The organism is Limnobacter sp. (assembly GCF_036405155.1).
Taxonomy (GTDB): Bacteria; Pseudomonadota; Gammaproteobacteria; order Burkholderiales; family Burkholderiaceae_B; genus Limnobacter.
Genome location: NZ_DASWYD010000007.1, coordinates 500850 through 520553, shown reverse-complemented (window position 1 = coordinate 520553; position 19704 = coordinate 500850). Strand labels below are relative to the sequence as shown.

17 protein-coding genes are annotated in these 19704 nt (G+C 57.9%); 8 read left to right on the top strand and 9 right to left on the bottom strand.

Annotated features, from left to right (window positions below):
• Positions 1-118 precede the first annotated feature (118 nt).
• Both VGE55_RS13075 and VGE55_RS13070 read left to right on the top strand, forming a co-directional pair.
• Positions 119-1891, top strand: a complete 1773-nt coding sequence (locus VGE55_RS13075) for an acyclic terpene utilization AtuA family protein (RefSeq protein WP_331132119.1) — start codon at positions 119-121, stop codon at positions 1889-1891.
• A 165-nt stretch (positions 1892-2056) separates the two neighbouring features.
• Positions 2057-2842 carry a hypothetical protein gene (locus VGE55_RS13070; protein ID WP_331132118.1) on the top strand — a complete coding sequence of 262 codons (786 nt, stop codon included), beginning with the start codon at positions 2057-2059 and terminating at the stop codon, positions 2840-2842.
• Positions 2843-2901: 59 nt separating this feature from the next.
• Here the strand turns inward: VGE55_RS13070 and VGE55_RS13065 are convergent, their stop codons facing one another.
• The 6 genes from VGE55_RS13065 to VGE55_RS13040 all read right to left on the bottom strand — a co-directional run bounded on the left by VGE55_RS13065 (position 2902) and on the right by VGE55_RS13040 (position 6500).
• Entirely contained in the window at positions 2902-3489 is a 588-nt protein-coding gene (locus tag VGE55_RS13065; RefSeq protein WP_331132117.1) for a TetR/AcrR family transcriptional regulator, read from the bottom strand.
• Between the two features lie 2 nt (positions 3490-3491).
• Entirely contained in the window at positions 3492-3923 is a 432-nt protein-coding gene (locus tag VGE55_RS13060; RefSeq protein WP_331132116.1) for a GNAT family N-acetyltransferase, read from the bottom strand.
• A gap of 26 nt (positions 3924-3949) precedes the next feature.
• Positions 3950-4162 carry a hypothetical protein gene (locus tag VGE55_RS13055; protein WP_256763197.1) on the bottom strand — a complete coding sequence of 71 codons (213 nt, stop codon included), beginning with the start codon at positions 4160-4162 and terminating at the stop codon, positions 3950-3952.
• Positions 4163-4245: 83 nt separating this feature from the next.
• A complete protein-coding gene (locus VGE55_RS13050; protein ID WP_331132115.1) occupies positions 4246-4905 on the bottom strand; it encodes a carbonic anhydrase in 660 nt (219 codons plus the stop codon).
• Between the two features lie 76 nt (positions 4906-4981).
• Complete coding sequence (locus tag VGE55_RS13045) at positions 4982-5758, bottom strand: hypothetical protein (protein WP_331132114.1); 777 nt, start codon at positions 5756-5758, stop codon at positions 4982-4984.
• Positions 5759-5864: 106 nt separating this feature from the next.
• Complete coding sequence (locus tag VGE55_RS13040; RefSeq protein ID WP_331132113.1) at positions 5865-6500, bottom strand: hypothetical protein; 636 nt, start codon at positions 6498-6500, stop codon at positions 5865-5867.
• Positions 6501-6705: 205 nt separating this feature from the next.
• Here VGE55_RS13040 and VGE55_RS13035 point away from each other — a divergent pair, with 205 nt between their 5' ends.
• Positions 6706-7389, top strand: coding sequence for an SDR family NAD(P)-dependent oxidoreductase (locus VGE55_RS13035; protein WP_331132112.1), 684 nt, complete (start codon positions 6706-6708; stop codon positions 7387-7389).
• On the opposite strand, the gene VGE55_RS13030 is transcribed toward VGE55_RS13035, so the two are convergent.
• The 3 genes from VGE55_RS13030 to VGE55_RS13020 form a co-directional block, all read right to left on the bottom strand.
• On the bottom strand, positions 7390-8685 hold the full coding sequence (locus tag VGE55_RS13030) for a YncE family protein (RefSeq protein WP_414675028.1): 1296 nt from the start codon (positions 8683-8685) through the stop codon (positions 7390-7392).
• Between the two features lie 9 nt (positions 8686-8694).
• Entirely contained in the window at positions 8695-9549 is an 855-nt protein-coding gene (locus tag VGE55_RS13025; RefSeq protein ID WP_331132111.1) for a creatininase family protein, read from the bottom strand.
• A 96-nt stretch (positions 9550-9645) separates the two neighbouring features.
• Positions 9646-10263, bottom strand: coding sequence for a TetR family transcriptional regulator (locus VGE55_RS13020; RefSeq protein WP_331132110.1), 618 nt, complete (start codon positions 10261-10263; stop codon positions 9646-9648).
• A gap of 148 nt (positions 10264-10411) precedes the next feature.
• On the opposite strand from VGE55_RS13020, the gene VGE55_RS13015 reads away from it, so the two are divergent.
• The 5 genes from VGE55_RS13015 to VGE55_RS12995 all read left to right on the top strand — a co-directional run bounded on the left by VGE55_RS13015 (position 10412) and on the right by VGE55_RS12995 (position 19701).
• The gene (locus tag VGE55_RS13015) at positions 10412-11650 is read left to right on the top strand and encodes an efflux RND transporter periplasmic adaptor subunit (protein WP_331132109.1); all 1239 of its coding nucleotides are present in this window, start codon (positions 10412-10414) and stop codon (positions 11648-11650) included.
• Between the two features lie 25 nt (positions 11651-11675).
• Positions 11676-14804, top strand: coding sequence for an efflux RND transporter permease subunit (locus VGE55_RS13010; protein ID WP_331132108.1), 3129 nt, complete (start codon positions 11676-11678; stop codon positions 14802-14804).
• A gap of 21 nt (positions 14805-14825) precedes the next feature.
• Positions 14826-16277 carry an efflux transporter outer membrane subunit gene (locus VGE55_RS13005; protein WP_331132107.1) on the top strand — a complete coding sequence of 484 codons (1452 nt, stop codon included), beginning with the start codon at positions 14826-14828 and terminating at the stop codon, positions 16275-16277.
• Between the two features lie 206 nt (positions 16278-16483).
• On the top strand, positions 16484-17536 hold the full coding sequence (locus VGE55_RS13000) for a metal-dependent hydrolase (RefSeq protein ID WP_331132106.1): 1053 nt from the start codon (positions 16484-16486) through the stop codon (positions 17534-17536).
• Positions 17536-19701, top strand: coding sequence for an acetyl-CoA hydrolase/transferase C-terminal domain-containing protein (locus VGE55_RS12995; protein WP_331132105.1), 2166 nt, complete (start codon positions 17536-17538; stop codon positions 19699-19701). Before VGE55_RS13000 ends, VGE55_RS12995 begins: the two co-directional genes overlap by 1 nt.
• The last annotated feature ends 3 nt before the right edge of the window (positions 19702-19704 follow it).

Below are 19704 nucleotides of genomic sequence, written 5' to 3'. Positions count from 1 at the left end.
AACAGCAAACAACTATTCAAACGAACGTTTGATTGTTATTCTAACCACGATTCAACGGGGATGCCTTTCTGAGGATACAACTTCCCGATTTCATTGTTTGCTCTTTTTCGGAATCAACATGACCCGAACCATCAAGATTGGCGGCGCCTGCGGCTTTTGGGGTGACAGCAGCCTGGGCACCGAGCAGTTGTTGCAGGTGCCTGGCATTCAGTACATCACCTACGACTATTTGGCGGAACTGACCTTGGCCATCATGGCCGGCATGCGCATGAAAAACCCTGAGCACGGGTATGCGCTGGACTTTGTCGACCTGATGAAAAAGGCGCTGCCAGTGGCCAAGGCGCGGGGAATTCGAATCATCGCCAATGCGGGCGGGTTGAACCCGCAGGCCTGTGCCAGTGCACTAAAACAGGCACTGAGCGACGCGGGATGCGAGGTCACGATAGGCGTGGTGAGTGGAGACGATGCCACCGCCACATTGGCAACGTTGCGCAACGATGGCGCGGACCTGCGTGACCAGCACACGGGCAAAGCCGCCCCACCGTTTTTTCTGACTGCCAACGCTTACTTGGGTGCTTTCCCGATTGCAGCGGCATTGCAGGGCGGTGCCGACATCGTGATCACTGGCCGTGTTGTGGACAGTGCCATGGTGCTGGGTGCACTGGTGCATGAGTTTGACTGGACGCCGCACGATCTGGATCAACTGGCGCAGGGCAGCCTTGCGGGGCACATGGTTGAGTGCGGCGCGCAGGCCACAGGCGGTTTGTTCACCGATTGGCAGCAGGTGCCCGATTGGGCCAACATTGGTTACCCCATTGTGGAGGTACAGGCCGATGGCAGCTTTGAATTGAGCAAACCCGACAACACGGGTGGACTGGTGAATGTGGCGGTGGCCACCGAGCAAATGCTGTATGAAATTCACGACCCGGCCCGCTACGCCTTACCCGATGTGGTGTGTGACTTCACCACCGTCCACATGACGCAAACTGGCGAAAACCGGGTGCGAATTGCAGGTGCCAAAGGCCTTGCGCCCAGCGGCCTTTACAAAGTGTGCGCAACGTATCCCGAGGGCTTTCGTTGCATTGGTTTATTGTCCGTCTCGGGTTTTGAGGCTGCAGCCAAAGCGCAGCGCACCGGCGAGGCCATTTTGGAACGCACACGTACCATGTTCAAGCGCCAGGGTTTGGCTGACTACACCCGAGCCCACATCGAGGTGTTGGGCACCGAGACGGACCTGGGCCCACATGGTCGTTCACCAGCGGGTCATGAAGCCGTGCTGCGAGTGGCGGTAACCCACATGGACAAAAAAGCCTTGTCGATTTTTTCACGCGAGGTGGCTCCAGCAGGCACCAGCTACGCACCGGGGACCAGTGGCAACTTCGGCATGGGGCGACCCAATGTGGTGCCCTTGGTGAAATTGTTCAGCACCTTTGTGCCCAAGCAGTTGCAGTCACCCAAAGTCACTGTGGGTGACACTTTGCTGGATTATCAAGAGCCGGATCATCCATTGGCGGTTGCGTCGGAGTCTTGGGCTCATGTGGTGAGCTCAAATGAGTACGAGGTTGATATCCCGACTGACTTGTTGGGGAAGCCTTTGATGGAGATTGCACATGGTCGCAGTGGCGACAAAGGCAATACCAGCAATGTGGGTTTGGTGGCACGCAAGCCTGAGTGGTATGCATTGTTGAAACAGGTGGCCAGGCCTGACAAGGTGCAAGCCTACCTGGCGCACTGGGTGGGTGGGCCTGTTCACCTCTATGAGTGCCCTCAGGTTTGTGCGATTAACCTCGTTATAGAAAGTGCATTGGACGGTGGTGGCATGGCTTCCATGCGAAATGATCCGCTGGGTAAGGCCATGGCGCAGGTGGTCCTCACCATGCCCATACAATGAATGTTGGGTAAATGAATTGAACGGCGGCGTCCTCCCGCAGTTGGGGGGAGAGCCCCGGATGTGCGCCCCCTCAGCTTAGTTATCTTTTTCCTACACAGTGATTCCGTTGAAGCGACTGTAGGGCCCAGCAAAAGGCCTGAACCACCACTCAACGGAGATCACATCATGACATTCAAGAAAATTGCTTTGGTTGCAGCCATTTCTGCTTTCGCCCTGCCCACTGTTTCTTATGCTGCTGAAGCCAGCCTGATGGGCTGGGGCAGTGCATTTGCCAACGCCTATGCACAGGGCCAGCAGGCAGCCGCGCAAGGCTCCGGCAATGCAGAATTCAAAGTCAGCTTTGTTCGCACGCCAGCAGCACCCGCTGCGCAACCCGCACCTGCACCTGCTGCAAAGCCAGCACCTGCTCCAACCACTGAATCGAAGCCTGCACCCGCTCCAGAAGCCAAGCCAGCACCTGCACCCACTGCTGATTCAACACCCGCCAAAACGGATTCGCCCAGCACACCCGACTCTGCCAAAACCGAGCAGGGTACCAAGCAGGCTTCTGATGCCGGTCAAGGCTCTGCCAAACAGGCTTCCGCATCGGCAGCAGCCAACCTGACCGCCAGCCTTGAGCTGAGCAGCGATGGCATGAATGCTGTAGCCGGTAAGCTGGACCAGGCCTATCAAGCCGGTGGCGCGATGGTTGAAAGCGTGACCAACAAAGTGTTGGGCGCCGCACAAGGCCTGGCCGACCAAATGGGTGGCATGAACCTGGCCGCGAATGCTGCGGGCAGTGGTTCGGTGGATGTGGCTGGATTGGCCAACCTGAACGCCGCTGGTAACCTCAGCACCACAGCCAGCCTGATGAGCGCTGGCCAGTTGAGCGCGCTGACTGCGGTCACCTCCAGTGTGATTCAAAACGTGGTGGCATCCCGCCCCACATCGCTGGTTGGCTTGCTGCGCTGATATGCACATCGTCATGAGAAAGCCCGGCCTGCGTGCCGGGTTTTTTCATGGGCATTGACTTATGCGGACAGAAAAAACTCCACCACTTTTTGAGTCAGCGTATCAAGGTTTTCACCCTTGCGCGGTTTGAACCAGGTCACCATGAAGTTCATGGCACCCAGCACCATCAAGCGTGCAAACTTGGTGTCGGCACCCAGGTGGCCAGCCTCGCTCAAGCGGTTAACGGCCGATTGCCAAATGGCGTCGTACTCATCCTTGGTTGCAATCAATCGGCGTTGGTGAACTGCATCCAGGCAGCGCCAGTTGTAGAGCATCACCGGAATGAAGTCATTGCCCGGTTCCAGAATGATGCTGAGGTGTACCTTCACCAGCGCGGCAAATTGCGCTTCAGCGCTGAGTGCGGGATTGACCACTGCGCGGGTTTTTTCCAGGCCCTGCCGAAGGCCTTCCTCCACCACGGCCACCAGGATGTCCTGTTTGCTGGCGAAATGGTAAAACGGGCTGCCACATTGCATGCCCACTGCGTTTGCAATGGCGCGCATGCTGGCGCCATCGTACCCTTTGTCGCGGAATAACTTGGCGGCTGCGCGAACAATTTCGCCACGGCGGCCGTCATCTCCTTTTTGTTCCTTGCTGGTTTTTGCCACGTTCAATGCCTTTGAGGTTTTAAATTCAATGCCATCCACTGGTGGGCAATGCCCACTTCCTCATGCGGTGCGCCACTGGCGACAAAACCATGCCGTGCATAAAAATCAACAGCATGGCTTTGTGCGCTGAGGCGCACGCTGGAGTGGCCCTGTTCCCGGGCCTTTCCAATCAATGTATTCAACAGGGCAGCGCCAACGCCCTGTTTTCGGTATTGGGGCAACACGGCCATGCGACCAATTTTGCCCTCTGGCAATAATCGCGCTGTGCCAATGGCCACATTGTTTAGCCAGGCCACCGCATGCAGGCTGACTGCGTCGCTGTCATCCCATTCTTCTGCTTCGGGTATGCCCTGTTCTTCAATAAAAACAGAACGGCGAATGGGCCGGGCCCACTCGCCGTTGATGTCCCAGCCTGCGCAGTCGATTCTGAGCATGGTGTCTCGGCCATCAGCGTCTGGAATCAACCCAGTGCGGCCAGGTCGGCATCCACTTTTTCCAGCATTTCAGGGGTGATCATGCCACCCGAGAAGTTGGCGACGACGGCCAGGGGAAAACCTTTGCCCATGCCAATCTGGGGGTGTGTGGAAATGCCTGGCATGTGCTTTTCCAGAATGGCTTTGGTCGCGTCGTTGTCCAGCAGGTCGCCCAGTTTGGATTGGGTAGAAAATGCCATGAGTCTTGTCTCCTAGAAATTGGAATGAACAACAATTCAAACAAACGCTTGAATTATTCAAGCCATTCTAGTCGAGAATTTGCTCAGCTGTAACGCTTTTTGAGCGCTTCGACGGAATTTGCATGGGCTTCATCGATGCTGGTCTGTGCATCAATCGAAATGTGCAGGTTTCGCACCAAGCCATCTTTCAGGCTATACACCCAGCCGTGCACGGTCAAATCCTGCCCACGGTCCCAGGCATCTTCAATCAAGGTGCTTTCGCACATGCGCTTGACCTGCTCAATCACATTGAGCTCGCAGAGTTGGTCGAATCGGCGTTGTTCGTCGGCCGGGTTGTTGGTGGCCAAGCCGTTGTGACGGGCAATTTGGTGAATGGGGCGAATCCAGGCATCGGCCAGACCAATGCGGTCCCCGCGCAGCGCCATGCGCACACCCGAGCAGCCATAGTGTCCGCAAATGATGATGTGCTTCACCTGCAGCACTTCCACTGCAAACTGGGTGGCCGACTGTCCGTTGAGGTCCCCATGAAACACTTGGTTGGCCACGTTCCGGTGAACGAACACCTCGCCAGGTTGCAGGTTCACAATCGTGTTGGCCGGTACGCGGCTGTCGGAGCAGCCTATCCAGTAGTACTCCGGAAATTGTTGGTCTTGCAGGCGTTTGAAAAAGTCGGGGTCGCGGTCGACTTGGGCCGTGGCCCATTCCGCATTGGAGGCCAAGAGGTGGTTGAGGTCTTTGGGCACGGCGCACTCGCTGGTGGAGGGTAAAGTGCGCCCAGTGTAACGCAGTGCAACACTGGGCGCTGTGGCCGTGGACGGTTTAGTCGATCTGGCCGATGTAGCTGAAGGAATACACGCTGTCCGGGCTGGCGGTGGTGCTACCCGTGGTGTAGCCCAACTGGAATGCCGATGTTTTGCCTGCTGCAAAAATCAGGGAGGCCGAGCGTTCGCGGCGTTCTTCGGAGGTTTTCAGCAAACGGTCGCGGCGGCTGGCGTTCAAGTTGAAAATGACGCTGTTCGTGAGTGGGAAGCTGGTGCCCAAGGTGAAGTAATTGCCATCTTGCAAGGGCAGCGTGGGTGTTTGCCCATAGAACTGCCGGCCCAATGTGCCGGTGATGGCCACGCCACTGTCAAAGCGGTAGGTGTTGTCAGCCTGAATGGCATAGTCCGTCTTGCCCGTGCCCAAGCCTTCCTGTTCGTTGCCGGTGGGCAATTTGACCAGGCCAGTGGCGGCCAGTGCATACCCTTTGGATGAAATGCCACCCACCAGGTCTTTGGACAGGCTCACCAGCACATCGCCCACGCCGCTCGCTTTCCGGGTGGCATTGCCGGTGCTGCCGGTCACTGTGCCGCCCACAAATGTACCGGGGCCCTCCAGTGAAATGTAGGGCACATACACCGAAGCACGGTAATCGTCGCCCACGTAGGTGGCGGCTACAGTGAATGAGCGAGCTTTTGTTTCGCGGGCCTGGCCGAATTTGCCTTTCAGGCTGTCAAAACTGGTGGTGAGCAACAGGCCGGTGTCTTCCGCCTGTGCATGGCCAAAAGCTGCTGCCGCACAAGTGGCCAGCAGCAAGCGTGTGAATGTGTGCTCCATCCCTCTCTCCTTTTGTTGTGGAAACAGTATGAAGCAAAATTGCGACACCAGGCTTCCTTCAAATGGTGGAAGGTAAAGTTACCGACACCGCGCCCGGTTTCAGGCTTTACTGTTGCGCCTGGGCCACTTGCAGACTTGACGACGATGCGGGCCTGGCCAGCAACTGTTCAGCGAAGGCGATGTAATCGGGTCGCAAGCTGTTGCTGCTGTTGTGTTCGGGGTCGCTGCCGGAAAAGTCCTGGCGAATGTCCTTGAGCCGTTCCAGTACCACGGCGGCCTGACCAGGCAATACCTTGCTCACGTAAGCCAAGCCAACCAAGTCAGCCAGGGTTTCCTCAAACTGTGTGTTGCTGGTGAATGCCACACCCAACTGCTTTTCCAAGGCCTGGCGGGCCGCCACGCGTCGACCCGGCTCCGCCAGGATGCAATGGGTCAGTTCATGGCCACTGGTGAAGGTGAGAAATGCCTGCTCTGCGCCTTCAGACCCCGTGTTCAGAAAATGGGACCACACCCGCTTCGCATCATCGCTGTGGTTGATGTGCACGACGCAGGCTTTGCTGCCCCCGTAGGTCAAAAATGGTGACGGGTTTTTCAGGGTGCTAGTGCGAAATTTCACGCGTTGTTCATCGATCTGGAAGTATTGCGCAAACTGCTGCAATTCACCTTGCAAGGCCTGTGTGTCAGGCAGGGCGGCTTCGGGTGTAAACAGGCTCATCAATCCAAAAAACAGTCCGCTCCACATGGTCGGCCCCCGGCAATTGTTGCTGATGAAAGTTCATCGGCGGCCCACCAGGCAGCGCACATTGCCCGAAGCGGTGTAGACACGGAATGGGGAGGCCCTTCTGAGGGGGCTCAATGAAGGGGCGAACGCGCAGCTTGGTGATGAGACGTGTCACAATTCAGGCCAAACCACTTGCCGACTGTGTGCAGTTATTGAGGAGACCCGTTTGAACAACCCTGTGGCCATCATCACCGGCGCTGCCGGTACTTTGGGACAAGCCGTTGCAACCCATTTGGGGCAGGCCGGCTATCGACTGTTGCTGGTGGATTTGAACCAGCCCGATTGGGACGGCGAAACCGATGCGGTGTCGATCGGTAACGTGGACTTAACCCTGCCAGACCATGCCCAAGAGGTGGTGAACCAGGCTTGGGAATATTTTGGGCAGATTGATGCCGTGGTGAACATTGCCGGTGGCTTTGCCTGGGAAACACAGGTTGAAGGCAGCCTGGACACCTGGAACAGTTTGTTTGCCACCAATGTACAAACGGCTGTGAACATGTGCCAAGCCATACTGCCGCAATTTCAGGCCCAGCAAAGCGGTGTGATTGTGAATGTGGGGTCGGCAGCGGCCGCCAACGGCGGTGTGGGCATGGCGGCTTATGCGGCGGCCAAGTCGGCTGTGCTGCGTTTGACTGAAAGCCTGGCGGCAGAAAACAAGGCGTTGGGCATACGCGTGAATGCGGTGTTGCCCAGCATCATCGATACCCCCGCCAACCGCGACAGCATGCCCGAGGCAGATACCGATGCCTGGGTACAGCCACAGTCACTGGCTGAGGTCATTTCATTTTTGCTGTCGAATGCCGCGCGCGATATTCACGGCGCGGGCATTCCGGTGGTGGGGCGGGTTTAATCAGCGAAGGTTGCCGGTGTGTCCCAGTGAGTAGCGTCCGGGCTGCGGCCACACGGTCAGTCCGTGGGGTTCGCTGCCCACCTTGATTTTTTTCACATCGCCGGATTGGGTATCAAACCGATACACCTCATCGTCGTAACGGCCAGACAGCCACAGCCATTTGCCGTCGGCACTCACATTGCCCATGTCGGGGCTGCCGCCACCGGGGATGCGCCACATGGTGACGATTTTGCCGCTCGCAAAGTCCAGCACACCCACACTGCCATTGCCCTTGGGTTTGCCGTGAATGCGGTGTGTGCCCCGGCTTGCAATGTAGAGTTGTTTGCCGTCCCGGCTGGGGTAAAGCCCGTGTGTGCCGGGCGCCACCATCACAAAGCCCACTTGCTTGAATTGGTCGCCGTCGACCACATGCACACCATCCGCATTCATGTCGGCCACGTAAAACAATTTGCCGTCGGGTGAAATCCGAATGTCTTGTGGCATGCCTTTGCTGGCGGTGCAAATTTCTGTGGCATCGGGCAAGGTTGGGTCCACCCCTTCGCGGAACCGTGTGGCTGGCATGGTCAATTTCAAATAGCCCAACACCTTGTGTTCGACCATGTCGATTTTGGCGAGGCTGCCGCCAAACTCGCAGGTGAACAGGGCGTATTTCCCGTCGATGGAAAATTCAGCATGGTTGATGCCACCGCATTCGGGCACTTCCACGGAGTATTGCATCGCCATGGTGTGTGGGTCGCGGAAGTCCAGCCGGCGGCGCGCTTCGGCCACCACGATGGCGGATTTTCCATCGGGCGTGAAGTACATGTTGTAGGGGTCGTCCACATCAATGGCGGTGCCGGGTTTGCCGGTTTGCGGGTCAATTGGGGTCAGGCTGCCGGTCTTTTTGCGCTCGGCATTGTTGGCCACATACAGGGTGCGCAGGTCGTAGGAGGGAATCACGTGCTGGGGGCTGTCGCCCACCTTGAACCGGTCCACCACTTTCAGGGTGTTGGGGTCAATCACATAAACCTCGTTGCTGCGCAGGTTGGGCACATACACCCGCTCCAGGTCGTTCTTCAATGCAGGGTTCAAGTGGCCGGGCCCAATTTCGCTGTACAGGTTTTGTGGGTCCACCACCTCGGGCATGCCCGCCAAGGTCTCAATGCGCGGCTTGGCAGCCACGGCGGCCTGGGCTGTTGAGGTGACCTCTGCTTGTACTGTCTCGGTTTGTGGGCTGTGGGGGCGTGTGAACATATAGACGCCAGCGGCAACAACGCCGATGGCCAGTCCTGCACCTGCAAGGGTTTTAATGGACATGATGGTGAATTACCTTGGTTGGGATGATGAATGTTGTGTGATGGCCCGGATTGCGGCCACCGAAGCGTCGATTTGATGTGTGATGCCAATTTGCCCCAGCGCCGCCGTGGCGCGGCTGGGGTCGCCTTGAACACCGCCCGCGTAACCAGCCTTGGCCCCGGCCTGCAACTGCTCGGTGCGAACCAAGCCTGGGTCAACCGCCAGCATCAGGGATGTGTCGGCCAGCCCGGCATGCAGTCCAATCTCGGCGTTGCTGTACCCGCGGCGTTTTAACTCGGCGACATAGGGCGCTTGAACAGATTCGTAATATTCCGTTAAAGCATGTGCACGGCAGGCTTTGGCGGGCTGTTTGGACCAGGACTGATTGAGCTGTGCGGCCACTTTGACCATGTTTTTTTGGTATCCGCCATGGTCGCCCAGAAAAACAATCGAGGTTAGCCCATGCTGGCAAAGGCTTTTCGCGCTGGCGTTCAACAAGGCTTCAAATGTTGAATCGTCGATCGACAAAGTGCCCGCCAAACGCATGTGGCCGCTGGGCGGTGTGATGGATCCTTCTGGAACATACGCCATCACAGGCGCAACCACGGTGTTGCCAAGCGCTTGGGCAATTTTCCCTGCGAGATCATGAACCCTCACATTGTGTTTGCCCAGTGCAATGTGCGGTCCGCTTTGCTCGGTCCCGCCAATCGGCACCAGCGCCGTGGTGGTTCCAGCCTTGATTCGCGATTGAAGTTCGGATGTCGTCAGGTCTTCAAGGTACACACTGCTGGAGGCTGCCGCGATGGCTGACCCTGCGCTGAGAGAGAGCAGCCCAATTCCCAAAAGTGCCAGCATCTTGCCGTGAATGAGTGGGGTTGGGCGCATGTCGATGCTGTGGGTGGCGTTGGGCGGAAAGCACGATCGGAGTGGTGATGATAATTCATCTCCACGCAGGGTAGAGCGTGTTTGCCGCGAATGCGCTCAACACCGGTGCTTCAAGCCATGCAGGTAGTTGTCAATGTCGAACATGGCCTGCTGCACCAAATCAAAATTGGGGTTCAGCACCCAGTTGGCAAACAGGCCGTCAATCAGTGAGTGAATCCCGATGGCGGCTTGTAAAGCATTCAGGGTGGCAGGCAATTCGCCTTTGCGAATGGCCAATTCAATATCGCCCTGAATTTCCGAAATGCAGCCCTGGCGCGCCTCCAGGTGCTGGTCCCGAATCGGCAGCATGTCATCCACCAGTTCGGTTTTGTGCATCACGATGTCAAACACCCGCTGGGTTTGGGGGCTTTCCGCCAGCACGCGCACCACATGCAGCGTGCGTTCGCGAATGTAATTCAGTGGCGACACTTCCGGATCGGCATCGGCTGTCGCCAAAAATTCATCCATGGGCAGCGTCACACGGCGCATCATGGCATCCAGCAGATCAGCCTTGTTTTTGAAGTGCCAATAGATGGCCCCGCGGGTCAGGTCGGCCGCCTTGGCAATGTCGTTCAGGGTGGTGCGCGACACGCCTTTTTCTGAAAACACCGTCTCTGCTGCATCCAGAATCTGGAGGCGTGTTTCCTGGGCTTCTTCCTTGGTTTTCCTGACCACAACTTTTCCGTCGCAAAATTGCAAAATTGTTTACATACACTCGTGTATGTATGTATTATCTGACTTCTTGGTCATTAAGGCAACATGAATTTTGGAGCAAGCCGTCCACAAGAAGGCCTTGCTCCCTTTCTCTATCGACGGGGCTCACATGCACAGCAAGTCATTGAATAAAAACAAACATTGGGTGTTGGTCACAGCCATGGCGCTGGCCTTGGCCGCCTGCGGCAAAGGCGGTCAGCAAGGCCCGGCAGCGGGCCCTGGTGGTCAAGCCATGCCAGTGCCTGTGGTGGAGGTGCAGCCCAAAGACCTGAGCCTGACTTATGAATACCCAGCGCAAATCAGCGGCATCCGTGAGGTGGAAATTCGCGCCCGGGTGGCTGGCATTATCGAAAAGCGCCTGTTCACCGAGGGTGGTCGCGTCAAGCAGGGCCAATCCCTGTACAGCCTGGACAATGCGCCCTACCAAACCGCACTGAACCGCGCCCTGGCCACCGAGAATGCAGCCCGTGTGCGCGCCGAGCAAGCCGAGCGGGATTACAAGCGGGTGCAACCGCTGAGCGATAGCAAGGCGGTGTCCCAATCGGAGTTGGAAGCGGCCCGTTCCGCCATGGATGTGGCCAAAGCCGATTTGGGTGTGGCCAGCGCAGCCGTTCGTGAAGCCCGCTTGAACCTGGCTTATGCCCGCGTGGAATCGCCGGTGACGGGCTTTGCGAGCCGGTCATTGAAGTCCGAAGGCAGCTTGGTGTCTGGCCCTTCCGAGTTGTTGACCACCGTGACGCAGGTTGACCAGGTGTACGTCAATTTCGGTATTCCCGAAAAAGACCAGGAAGCCTTGCGCACGGCCTTGGCCAATGGCACTGCCAACATCAAGGATGGTGTGTTGCTGGTCGAAGTGCTGGGCAAGGATGGCAAGCCCACCGGGTTCAAAGCCAAATTGGGCTTTCAAGACGTTCGGGTGAACCCCTCCACCGGTACGGTGGATGCGCGGGCCGTGATTGACAACCGCAAGGAAGTATTGAGCCCTGGCCAGTTTGTGCGGGTGCGGGTGAGCGGTGCGGTGCAACCCAACGCGGTGCTGCTGCCCCAGCGCGCTGTGCTGGAAAGCCCCATGGGCGGCAAGATTGTCATGACGGTTGGTCCTGACAACAAAGTGGCCCCTCGCCCTGTGCAGGTTGCTCAGTGGAGTGGCGACCAGTGGGTGGTTCAAAGTGGCTTGAATGCTGGCGACAAAGTGATCACCGATGGCTTCATGAAAGCGCCACCCGGTACCCCTGTGAACCCCGTGGTGGCAGGCTCAAGCGGTGAGCCCAAAGCAGCAGAAGGCAAGCCTGCTGAACAAAAGCCAGCGGATGCAAAACCGACCGAAGCCAAACCGCAAGCCAAATAAGCCACAGTCTGGAAGGAATTGATTCATGTTTTCTCGTTTCTTCATCGACCGGCCTGTGTTTGCGGCTGTGCTGTCGATTTTTATCGTGCTGGCGGGTTTGGCCGCCATGCGTGGGCTGCCCATTGCCCAATACCCCGAAATTGCGCCGCCTGTGGTGACTGTGCGTGCGGTGTACCCCGGTGCCTCGGCCCGGGTGATTGCCGACACGGTGGCAGCCCCCATTGAAAACGCCATCAACGGTGTGGAGAACATGATGTACATGAGCTCCACCTCGGCCTCCAGCGGTGTGGTGGAGATTCAGGTGACGTTTGAGATTGGCACCGACCCTGACCAGGCCGCCCTCAACGTGAACAACCGCGTGAAGCAGGTGGAAAACATTTTGCCGCAGGAAGTGCGCCGGCAGGGTGTGACGGTGAACAAGGGTTCATCGGCATTTTTGCAGGTGGTGGCGTTTTATTCCGACGACGGTCGGTTTGACGACTTCTACACCTCCAACTACGTGACGCTGAACGTGCTGGACCGCATCAAGCGGATTCCCGGTACCACCAACGTGCAGATTTTTGGCGCCAAAGACTATGCCATGCGCATCTGGATCAAGCCCGATCGCATGGCGCAGTTAAAGCTCACCGCCAGCGACATTGCACAGGCCATCAATGAGCAAAACGCCCAGTTTGCAGCGGGCAAGGTGGGCCAAAACCCCAACCCCAGCAATCAGGAGTTGGTGTACACCATCACCACCAAAGGCCGACTGGCCGACCCTGCCGAGTTTGAGAACATCCTGATCCGCGTGAATCCGGATGGTTCATCCCTGCGCCTGAAAGATGTGGCTCGCGTTGAATTGGGCTCGAAAGACTACGACTTCATGGGCCGCATCAACGGCAAGCCCGCGACGCTGATGGGTATTTTCTTGCAGCCCGGCGCCAATGCGCTGGACGTGGCCGACAATGTGAATGCCACCTTGCAGGACATTGCCAAAAGCTTCCCGCAGGGCTTGAGCTACGCCGTTCCCTACGACACCACCCGCTTTGTGAAAGTGTCTATTCGAGAGGTGGTGAAAACACTGGCTGAGGCGATGATCCTGGTGTTCATCGTGGTGTTTGTATTTCTGCAAAACTGGCGCGCCACACTCATCCCGATTCTGGCGGTGCCGGTGTCGCTCATCGGCACGTTTGCTGGTTTGTATCTGCTGGGCTACTCCATCAACACGCTCACCTTGTTTGGCATGGTGTTGGCCATCGGTATTGTGGTGGACGATGCGATTGTGGTGCTGGAAAACGTCGAGCGCATCATGCATGAGGAAGGGCTGAAGGCCCGCGCCGCTGCCATTAAGGCCATGCAGGAAGTGACTGGTCCGGTGATTGCCATTGTGCTGGTGCTGTCGGCCGTGTTTGTGCCCATTGCGTTTTTGGGTGGCCTTACCGGTGAACTGTACCGGCAGTTCGCGATCACGATTGCGATTGCGGTGATCATTTCCGGCATTGTGGCGCTCACGCTCACCCCTGCATTGTGCGTGCTCATTTTGAAGTCCGAGCACAAGCGCCCCAACCGCTTCTTTGATGCCTTCAACAACGGTTTTGCGCGGCTCACCAACCGCTATGTGGGCGGCGTGAAATTTCTGAGTGTGCGGCCGGTGCTGGGCATTGTGTTGTTTGGCGTGATGCTGGTGCTGACTGCGGGTTTGTTCAAGGCCACACCGGGCTCGCTGGTGCCTGATGAAGACCAAGGCTATTACATTGCCGCCGTGTTTTTGCCCGATGGTGCCACCCTGCAACGCACCGACAATGTGGTCAAGCGCGTGCTCGACGCCACACAGGCCAACCCCGCCAATGAGTACTCGGTGGCGTTTACAGGCTTTGACTTTTTGGGCGGCAGCTTCAAGAACAACGCCGCAACCATGTTCATCACCCAACGCCATTGGGATGAGCGCACGCAAGACACCAAGCAACTGGTGGGTGAACTGTTTGGCCGCACCGCGGGTGAACAAGAAGGCCTGGTGTTGGCCTTTGCACCACCACCGATTTTCGGTTTGGGCACCGCCGGTGGTTTTGAGTTTTACATTCAGAACAAGGGCGAAGGCGGGCCTGAAAAACTGGCGCAAGTCATGGGTGCCTTCTTGGCCAAGGCCAACAAAGACCCACGGCTGGCCGGTGTGCAAACCCTGTGGCGGCCTGGTACCCCGCAGTTGTACGTGGATGTGGATCGCGAACGTGCGCGGGCCATGGGCGTGAATGTCAACGAGGTGTTTGACACCTTGGCAGCCAGCCTGGGCACCTACTACGTGAACGACTTCAACAAGTTTGGGCGCACCTGGCAGGTGCTGATGTCGGCGGACAAGCAATACCGCAGCAACCCGGAAGACATTGGCAACCTGTATGTCCGCTCCAACAAGGGCGAGATGATCCCAATATCCGCTTTCTCCAAAGTGGAGTACTCTCAGGGCCCTGAAACGCTGGAACGGTTTAATAACCTGCCTGCCGTGAAGTTGCTGGGCAGTGGTGCACCCGGTGTGAGCTCGGGTGAAGCCTTGAAAGCAGTGGAAGACATTGCGAAGGAAACCCTGCCGGCGGATTTCACCTACGACTTTTCGGGCGCATCGTTTCAGGAAAAGCGGTCGGCTGGTTCGTCCAGTTTCTCGTTGGTACTGGGCGCTCTCATGGTGTTCCTCATTCTGGCGGCGCAGTACGAAAAATGGAGCCTGCCGTTGTCGGTGCTGTTGGCCATGCCGTTTGGTTTGTTTGGTGCGCTGTTGGCCGTGTGGTTGCGCGGCATGCCCAACGACGTGTATTTCCAGATTGGCTTGGTGACTTTGCTCGGCTTGGCCGCCAAGAACGCCATTCTGATTGTGGAATACGCCGTGTTGAAACGTACGGAAGGCATGAGCGCCATGGACGCTGCCTTGGAAGCTGCACGTTTGCGTTTCCGGCCGATTTTGATGACCTCGCTGGCCTTCATTCTCGGTGTGGTGCCGCTCGCATTTTCCCACGGGGCTGGCGCCGGCGCGCGAACCGCGGTGGGTACCGGCGTGATGGGCGGCATGACGGCTGCCACCTTGCTGGCCATTTTCTTTGTGCCGCTGTTTTACCGGCTGATCGACCGCAGCAAGAAGGGCGGTCGCCACCACGACAGCGAAGAAGAACAACTGATTGAAACCTGATATCGAACCAAGGGGGTCCGAATGAAGTCAACAACCCTTTCACGAACGATTGGCGCGCTGGGCGTGGCGGCAACATTGTCGGCTTGCGCCTCCAACATTCCGCTGTTGAACGCCTTCAAGCCGCAGGCACAGCCCGACAAAGTGGCTGTGCAGCAACCGGAGGGCACCACCGGTGTGGGCATGAACCAAGTGGACCAGGAGCGCTGGTGGCTGCTCTTGAATGACCCGGTGCTGACCCAGGTTGTTGAACAAGCCTTGAAGAACAACACCGATGTGCGCTTGGCCAATGAACGCCTGAACGAAGCTGGTGCGCTGCTGGGCCTGGCAAAGTCGTCCAAATACCCGGCCATTTTTGGACAGGTGACTGAAAACCGCGCGCGCACCAGCCGCTCCACCAACAGCCCCTTTGTGAACAACAACCTCACTGAAAGCACCCGCTTGGGCATTGGTGCCACCTGGGAGCTTGACCTGTGGGGAAAGATTTCTGCACAGGAAGACGCGACCCGCGCCAGCTTCATGCAGCAGGGGTACAACGCGCGGGGCGTGCGTTTGAGTGTAGCCGCCACCGCCGCCTCGTTGTACACCCAAATTCGTGTGCTCGACCTGCAAGTGAAAGTGCTGGAGCAAACCCTGCAGAGCCGTGAAGCCGCATACAAGTTGGCGCAGCAACGCTACGACGTGGGTTTGAGCAATGAACTGCAATTGCGACAAACCGAAGCGGAGTACCAATCGGTGCGGGCCCAGTTGCCGGACACCCGTGAGCAGTTGTCCCGCGCCATGAATGCATTGGCTGTGATCGTGGCCGGCAACCCACCCGAGTTGCAGCCGCTGAAGGTTGAAAACCTGCAGCTCACGAAGCTGTTCATCTTGCCGGAAGACACCCCATCGGAATTGCTGCTGCGTCGCCCTGACTTGTCGGCCGCAGAACAGCAATTGGCGGCCGCCGATGCCAATTTGGAGGTGGCGCGCAAGGCCTTCTTCCCATCCATTGGCCTTAGCGCGTTTGCAGGTCGTGAAAGCTTCGCATTGGAAAAACTCTTCACCGGCCCAGCCAAGGTGTGGAACTTCCAGGCGCAAATCACCCAACCGATTTTCCAGGCGGGTGCATTGTTTGACGCCCGCGATGCGGCCGTGGCCCGCCGCAACCAGGCAGTGCTGCAATATGAAGCCAGTATTCGCACCGCCTTCCAGGAGGTTTACGACGCCATCGTGGCCCAACGCGAAGCGCGTGAACGCCTGACCGCACGTCAAAAACAAGTCGAAACACTGACCGAAGTGGTGCGATTGGCGCAATTGCGTGTGGACAACGGCGTGGCCAACCAGCTTGAACTGCTGGATGCGCAGCGCAATTTGTTGGCTGCACAATTGAGCTGGGCCTCGGCCTGGCAGCAGCAACAGGGCGCGACCCTGCTGATGGTGCGCGCGCTGGGCGGTGGTTTCAAGCGTGAGGCGGACAAAACCGCGTCGAATTGAACCCACCCCTGAGCGGCCAAAGAGGGCTTGTTTGTTAAATATATGTTGCCTTGCAGCATAACAATTTAGAACAAGCCCTCGAAAACCCGGACTTTTCGGCGCAGAATGAACAGGCTATGATCAAACTGTGACATTACTCAATGTCACCAATGTTTGTAAAACAAGTAAGGTGTGCGGCACCGCAAGCACGCCTCGGGAGACCTGTCATGAATGCGATTGTCAATGTGGTCAATGTGGTCAATGCACTGCGGGGTCGCAATCGCGAGCCGGGTCCCGCTTCCAAAACCGACATCGAGCTCAAGCAGCGCGCGGTCAAGTTCGACTGGAAGGAAACCCCAATCGACTGGTTGCCCAATGAGCCTTTCACCAGCTACTTCATCAACGAGATCAACCTGATCTTGCCGGAAGGCGAGTTCTGGTTTTGCCGCCTGTACAACAAGGCGCTGCCCATGATCACCGATGAAAAACTGCGCGAAGACGTGCGCGGTTTCATCAAGCAGGAGGCCATGCATGCCCGTGGCCACAACACCGCGACCGATGAATACCTGGCCCAGCGGGGCATCAACCCTGAGCGCAACCGGGCTGTCATGAAATACCTGTTCAATGTGATGTTGGACGACAAGCCTTTTGGCAAAACCCTGCCCAAATGGGCCGAGAAGCAGTGGCTACTGGCGCGCCTGGGTTTGATTGCCACGATTGAACACCTGACCTGTGTGCTGGGCATGTATGCCCTGGAAAACAAGCATTGGGACGAGCTGGGTGCCGATCCTGTGTTGCTGGACCTGATCCGCTGGCACGGTGCCGAGGAGGTGGAGCACCGCAGTGTGGCGTTTGACCTGTACCAGCATTTGGGCGGCAGTTATTTTTCCCGTTACTACATGACACTGCTGGTCTTCCCCATGATCTTCGGCATCTGGGTGGATGGCGCGGCCAACTTGATGAGTCAGGACCAGCGTTTGGCCAAGCACAAGCCCGCATTCTACAAGCCTTGGGTTTGGGTGAACTGGTTCAAGGAGTCCCGTCGAGGCTTGTTGCCCAGCCCCCTGTGGTTGGCGTATCGCACCTTGCCCTACTTCAGCCCATGGTACGACCCCAGTCATGAAGGCTCTACTGAACTGGCAGCGGAGTACTTGGCCAATTCACCAGCAGCCAAAGCGGCCACCACGGTGGCCGCCGCAGCACAGGCTGGTAAAACAGCGGCGCTTCAGGCTGCCCAGCCCTGCGCCCAAGCCGTACCCGGGGCCGCTACAATGGCCTGATGCACACACATCAGCCAGACCGTTACACAGAATTCACCCCCTGCATCGATGCCCTCATCGAGCAGGTTGGGAAAGACCTCCATGTGGCCCTACCCCTTGGCCTGGGCAAACCCATTGAGTTTGTGAATGCCCTGTACGCGCGTGCGCGCCGCGACCCATCGCTCCATGTCACCTTCTTGACCGCGCTCTCGCTGGAAAAGCCTGTGCCATCCAGTGAGCTTGAGGCGCGTTTCATGCAGCCTTTTGTAGACCGGGTGTGGGGCAACTGCCCAGACTTGCACTATGCGGTCGATGCCAGCAAACGCCAGTTGCCGCCCAACGTCCGCGTGAAGGAGTTTTTCTTCAAGCCCGGCAGTCGGCTCCAGCACCCGCAGGCGCAAATGGACTACATCAGCACCAACTACACCATGGCCGCGCGGGATGTGTTTTTGCAAGGCTGCAATGTGGCCGTGCAAATGGTGTGTAAGCCAGCCGATGGCGACTCCCATCGCCTGTCCCTGTCGTGCAACCCAGACACCTCGGTGGAGTTGGTGCGGCTGCTGAAAAACAGCAAGCGCACCCACCGGGTGATTGGCGTGGTGAACCAGCAATTGCCCTACATGGTGCACGACGCCGAGGTGCCGGTGGAATTGTTTGATGCCATCATCGACAATCCCCGTTTTTACACAACGCTGTTCTCAACCCCCAAGTTGCCGGTGGGTGTGGCCGATTACGCCTTGGGCTTGCGGGTGGCCGCGCTGGTTCGGGATGGTGGCACTTTGCAGGTGGGCATCGGTGCGCTGGGCGATGCGGTGGTGTATGGCACCTTGATGCGGCATCAAAAACCGGCCGTGTTCAAAGCCGCATTGACGCTGCTGGGGCAAACACCCACCGAGCGTGCACTGGCCGAGGCTGTGGGGGGCTTTGAGCCGTTTGAACAAGGCCTGTCCGGTGCCACCGAAATGTTGGTGGACGGGTTCATGGAACTCTACAAGGCAGGAATATTGAAGCGTGAGGTGTACACCCACGCTGCGTTGCAGGCCGTGGTCAATCAGGGTTCATGCCCTGGTGGTGCTGTGCCTGCGGACATGCTGGACCACCTGAGTCGCCAGGGCTTGCGTGAAATCACGCCCTTTCAATTCAGGCAACTGCAGTTTCATGGTGTATTCAAGCCCCACTTGAAGCATGAGGGCGTGCACATTGTGTTGGAAGGCGGCGAGCGTGTGTTGGCCAACCTGGCGGACAGGCAGGCCCGTCGCGTGTTGGCGCAACACTTGGGTGCCCGCCTGCTCAATGGCGTGGTGTTGCACGCGGGTTTTTTCCTGGGCCCGCGCAGCCTGTATCAGTTTCTCAATGCGCTGCCAGATGCCGAGCGGGCCCGCATTGCCATGACTGGGGTTGAGCATGTCAACCAACTGGATTTGAACCCCACCTTGTACCGCGCCCAGCGAGTGCATGCGAGGTTCGTCAACACCGGTGTGATGGTGACCAGCAACGGTGCTGTGGTGTCCGATGGCCTGGCCGATGGGCGTGTGATTTCCGGTGTGGGTGGCCAGTACAACTTTGTGGCCATGGCCCAGCAGCTGGACTCTGGGCGCAGCATTCTCATGATTCGCGCGGTGCGTGACAAAGAAGGCAAAACCATGGAGCCCACCAGCAACGTGGTGTTTAATTACGGACACTGCACCATACCGCGCCACCTGCGGGACTTGGTGGTGACCGAGTATGGTGTGGCTGACCTGCGCGGCAAAACCGATGAAGAAGTGGCCATGGCCTTGCTGAACATCACCGACAGCCGGTTCCAGCCAGCCCTGTTGGCGCAGTTGAAAGCGGCCGGCAAGGTACGCGCCAACCACACCATACCGGCTGAGCATCAGCACAACACACCCGAACATCTGGCTCAAGCCTTGAGCCCACTGCTGCAGAAAGGCCTGTTTCCGGCGTTGCCTTTTGGCACCGACCTCACGCCCATGGAATTGAACCTGGCCGAAGCACTGAAAGGCGTGAAGCGCATCGCCGAATCTACACCCGCGTGGCGGCTGGCGATGAAGGCGTTGGCCTATCGCCACAGTGGCGAGGGCTTTGACGACGAGCTGGCCCGCATGGGGCTCGACAAGCCCGGCAGCTTGAAAGACAAGGTGGTCCGCATGCTGTTGATCGAACAATTGAAACTTTCCCGAACTTGAGCG

Coding starts and splice junctions, on each gene's coding strand:
- VGE55_RS13075 (WP_331132119.1), top strand. CDS start 119: ATGACCCGAACCATCAAGATTGGCGGCGCCTGCGGCTTTTGGGGTGAC.
- VGE55_RS13070 (WP_331132118.1), top strand. CDS start 2,057: ATGACATTCAAGAAAATTGCTTTGGTTGCAGCCATTTCTGCTTTCGCC.
- VGE55_RS13060 (WP_331132116.1), bottom strand. CDS start 3,923: ATGCTCAGAATCGACTGCGCAGGCTGGGACATCAACGGCGAGTGGGCC.
- VGE55_RS13055 (WP_256763197.1), bottom strand. CDS start 4,162: ATGGCATTTTCTACCCAATCCAAACTGGGCGACCTGCTGGACAACGAC.
- VGE55_RS13045 (WP_331132114.1), bottom strand. CDS start 5,758: ATGGAGCACACATTCACACGCTTGCTGCTGGCCACTTGTGCGGCAGCA.
- VGE55_RS13040 (WP_331132113.1), bottom strand. CDS start 6,500: ATGTGGAGCGGACTGTTTTTTGGATTGATGAGCCTGTTTACACCCGAA.
- VGE55_RS13030 (WP_414675028.1), bottom strand. CDS start 8,685: ATGTCCATTAAAACCCTTGCAGGTGCAGGACTGGCCATCGGCGTTGTT.
- VGE55_RS13025 (WP_331132111.1), bottom strand. CDS start 9,549: ATGCGCCCAACCCCACTCATTCACGGCAAGATGCTGGCACTTTTGGGA.
- VGE55_RS13015 (WP_331132109.1), top strand. CDS start 10,412: ATGCACAGCAAGTCATTGAATAAAAACAAACATTGGGTGTTGGTCACA.
- VGE55_RS13010 (WP_331132108.1), top strand. CDS start 11,676: ATGTTTTCTCGTTTCTTCATCGACCGGCCTGTGTTTGCGGCTGTGCTG.
- VGE55_RS13005 (WP_331132107.1), top strand. CDS start 14,826: ATGAAGTCAACAACCCTTTCACGAACGATTGGCGCGCTGGGCGTGGCG.
- VGE55_RS13000 (WP_331132106.1), top strand. CDS start 16,484: ATGAATGCGATTGTCAATGTGGTCAATGTGGTCAATGCACTGCGGGGT.
- VGE55_RS12995 (WP_331132105.1), top strand. CDS start 17,536: ATGCACACACATCAGCCAGACCGTTACACAGAATTCACCCCCTGCATC.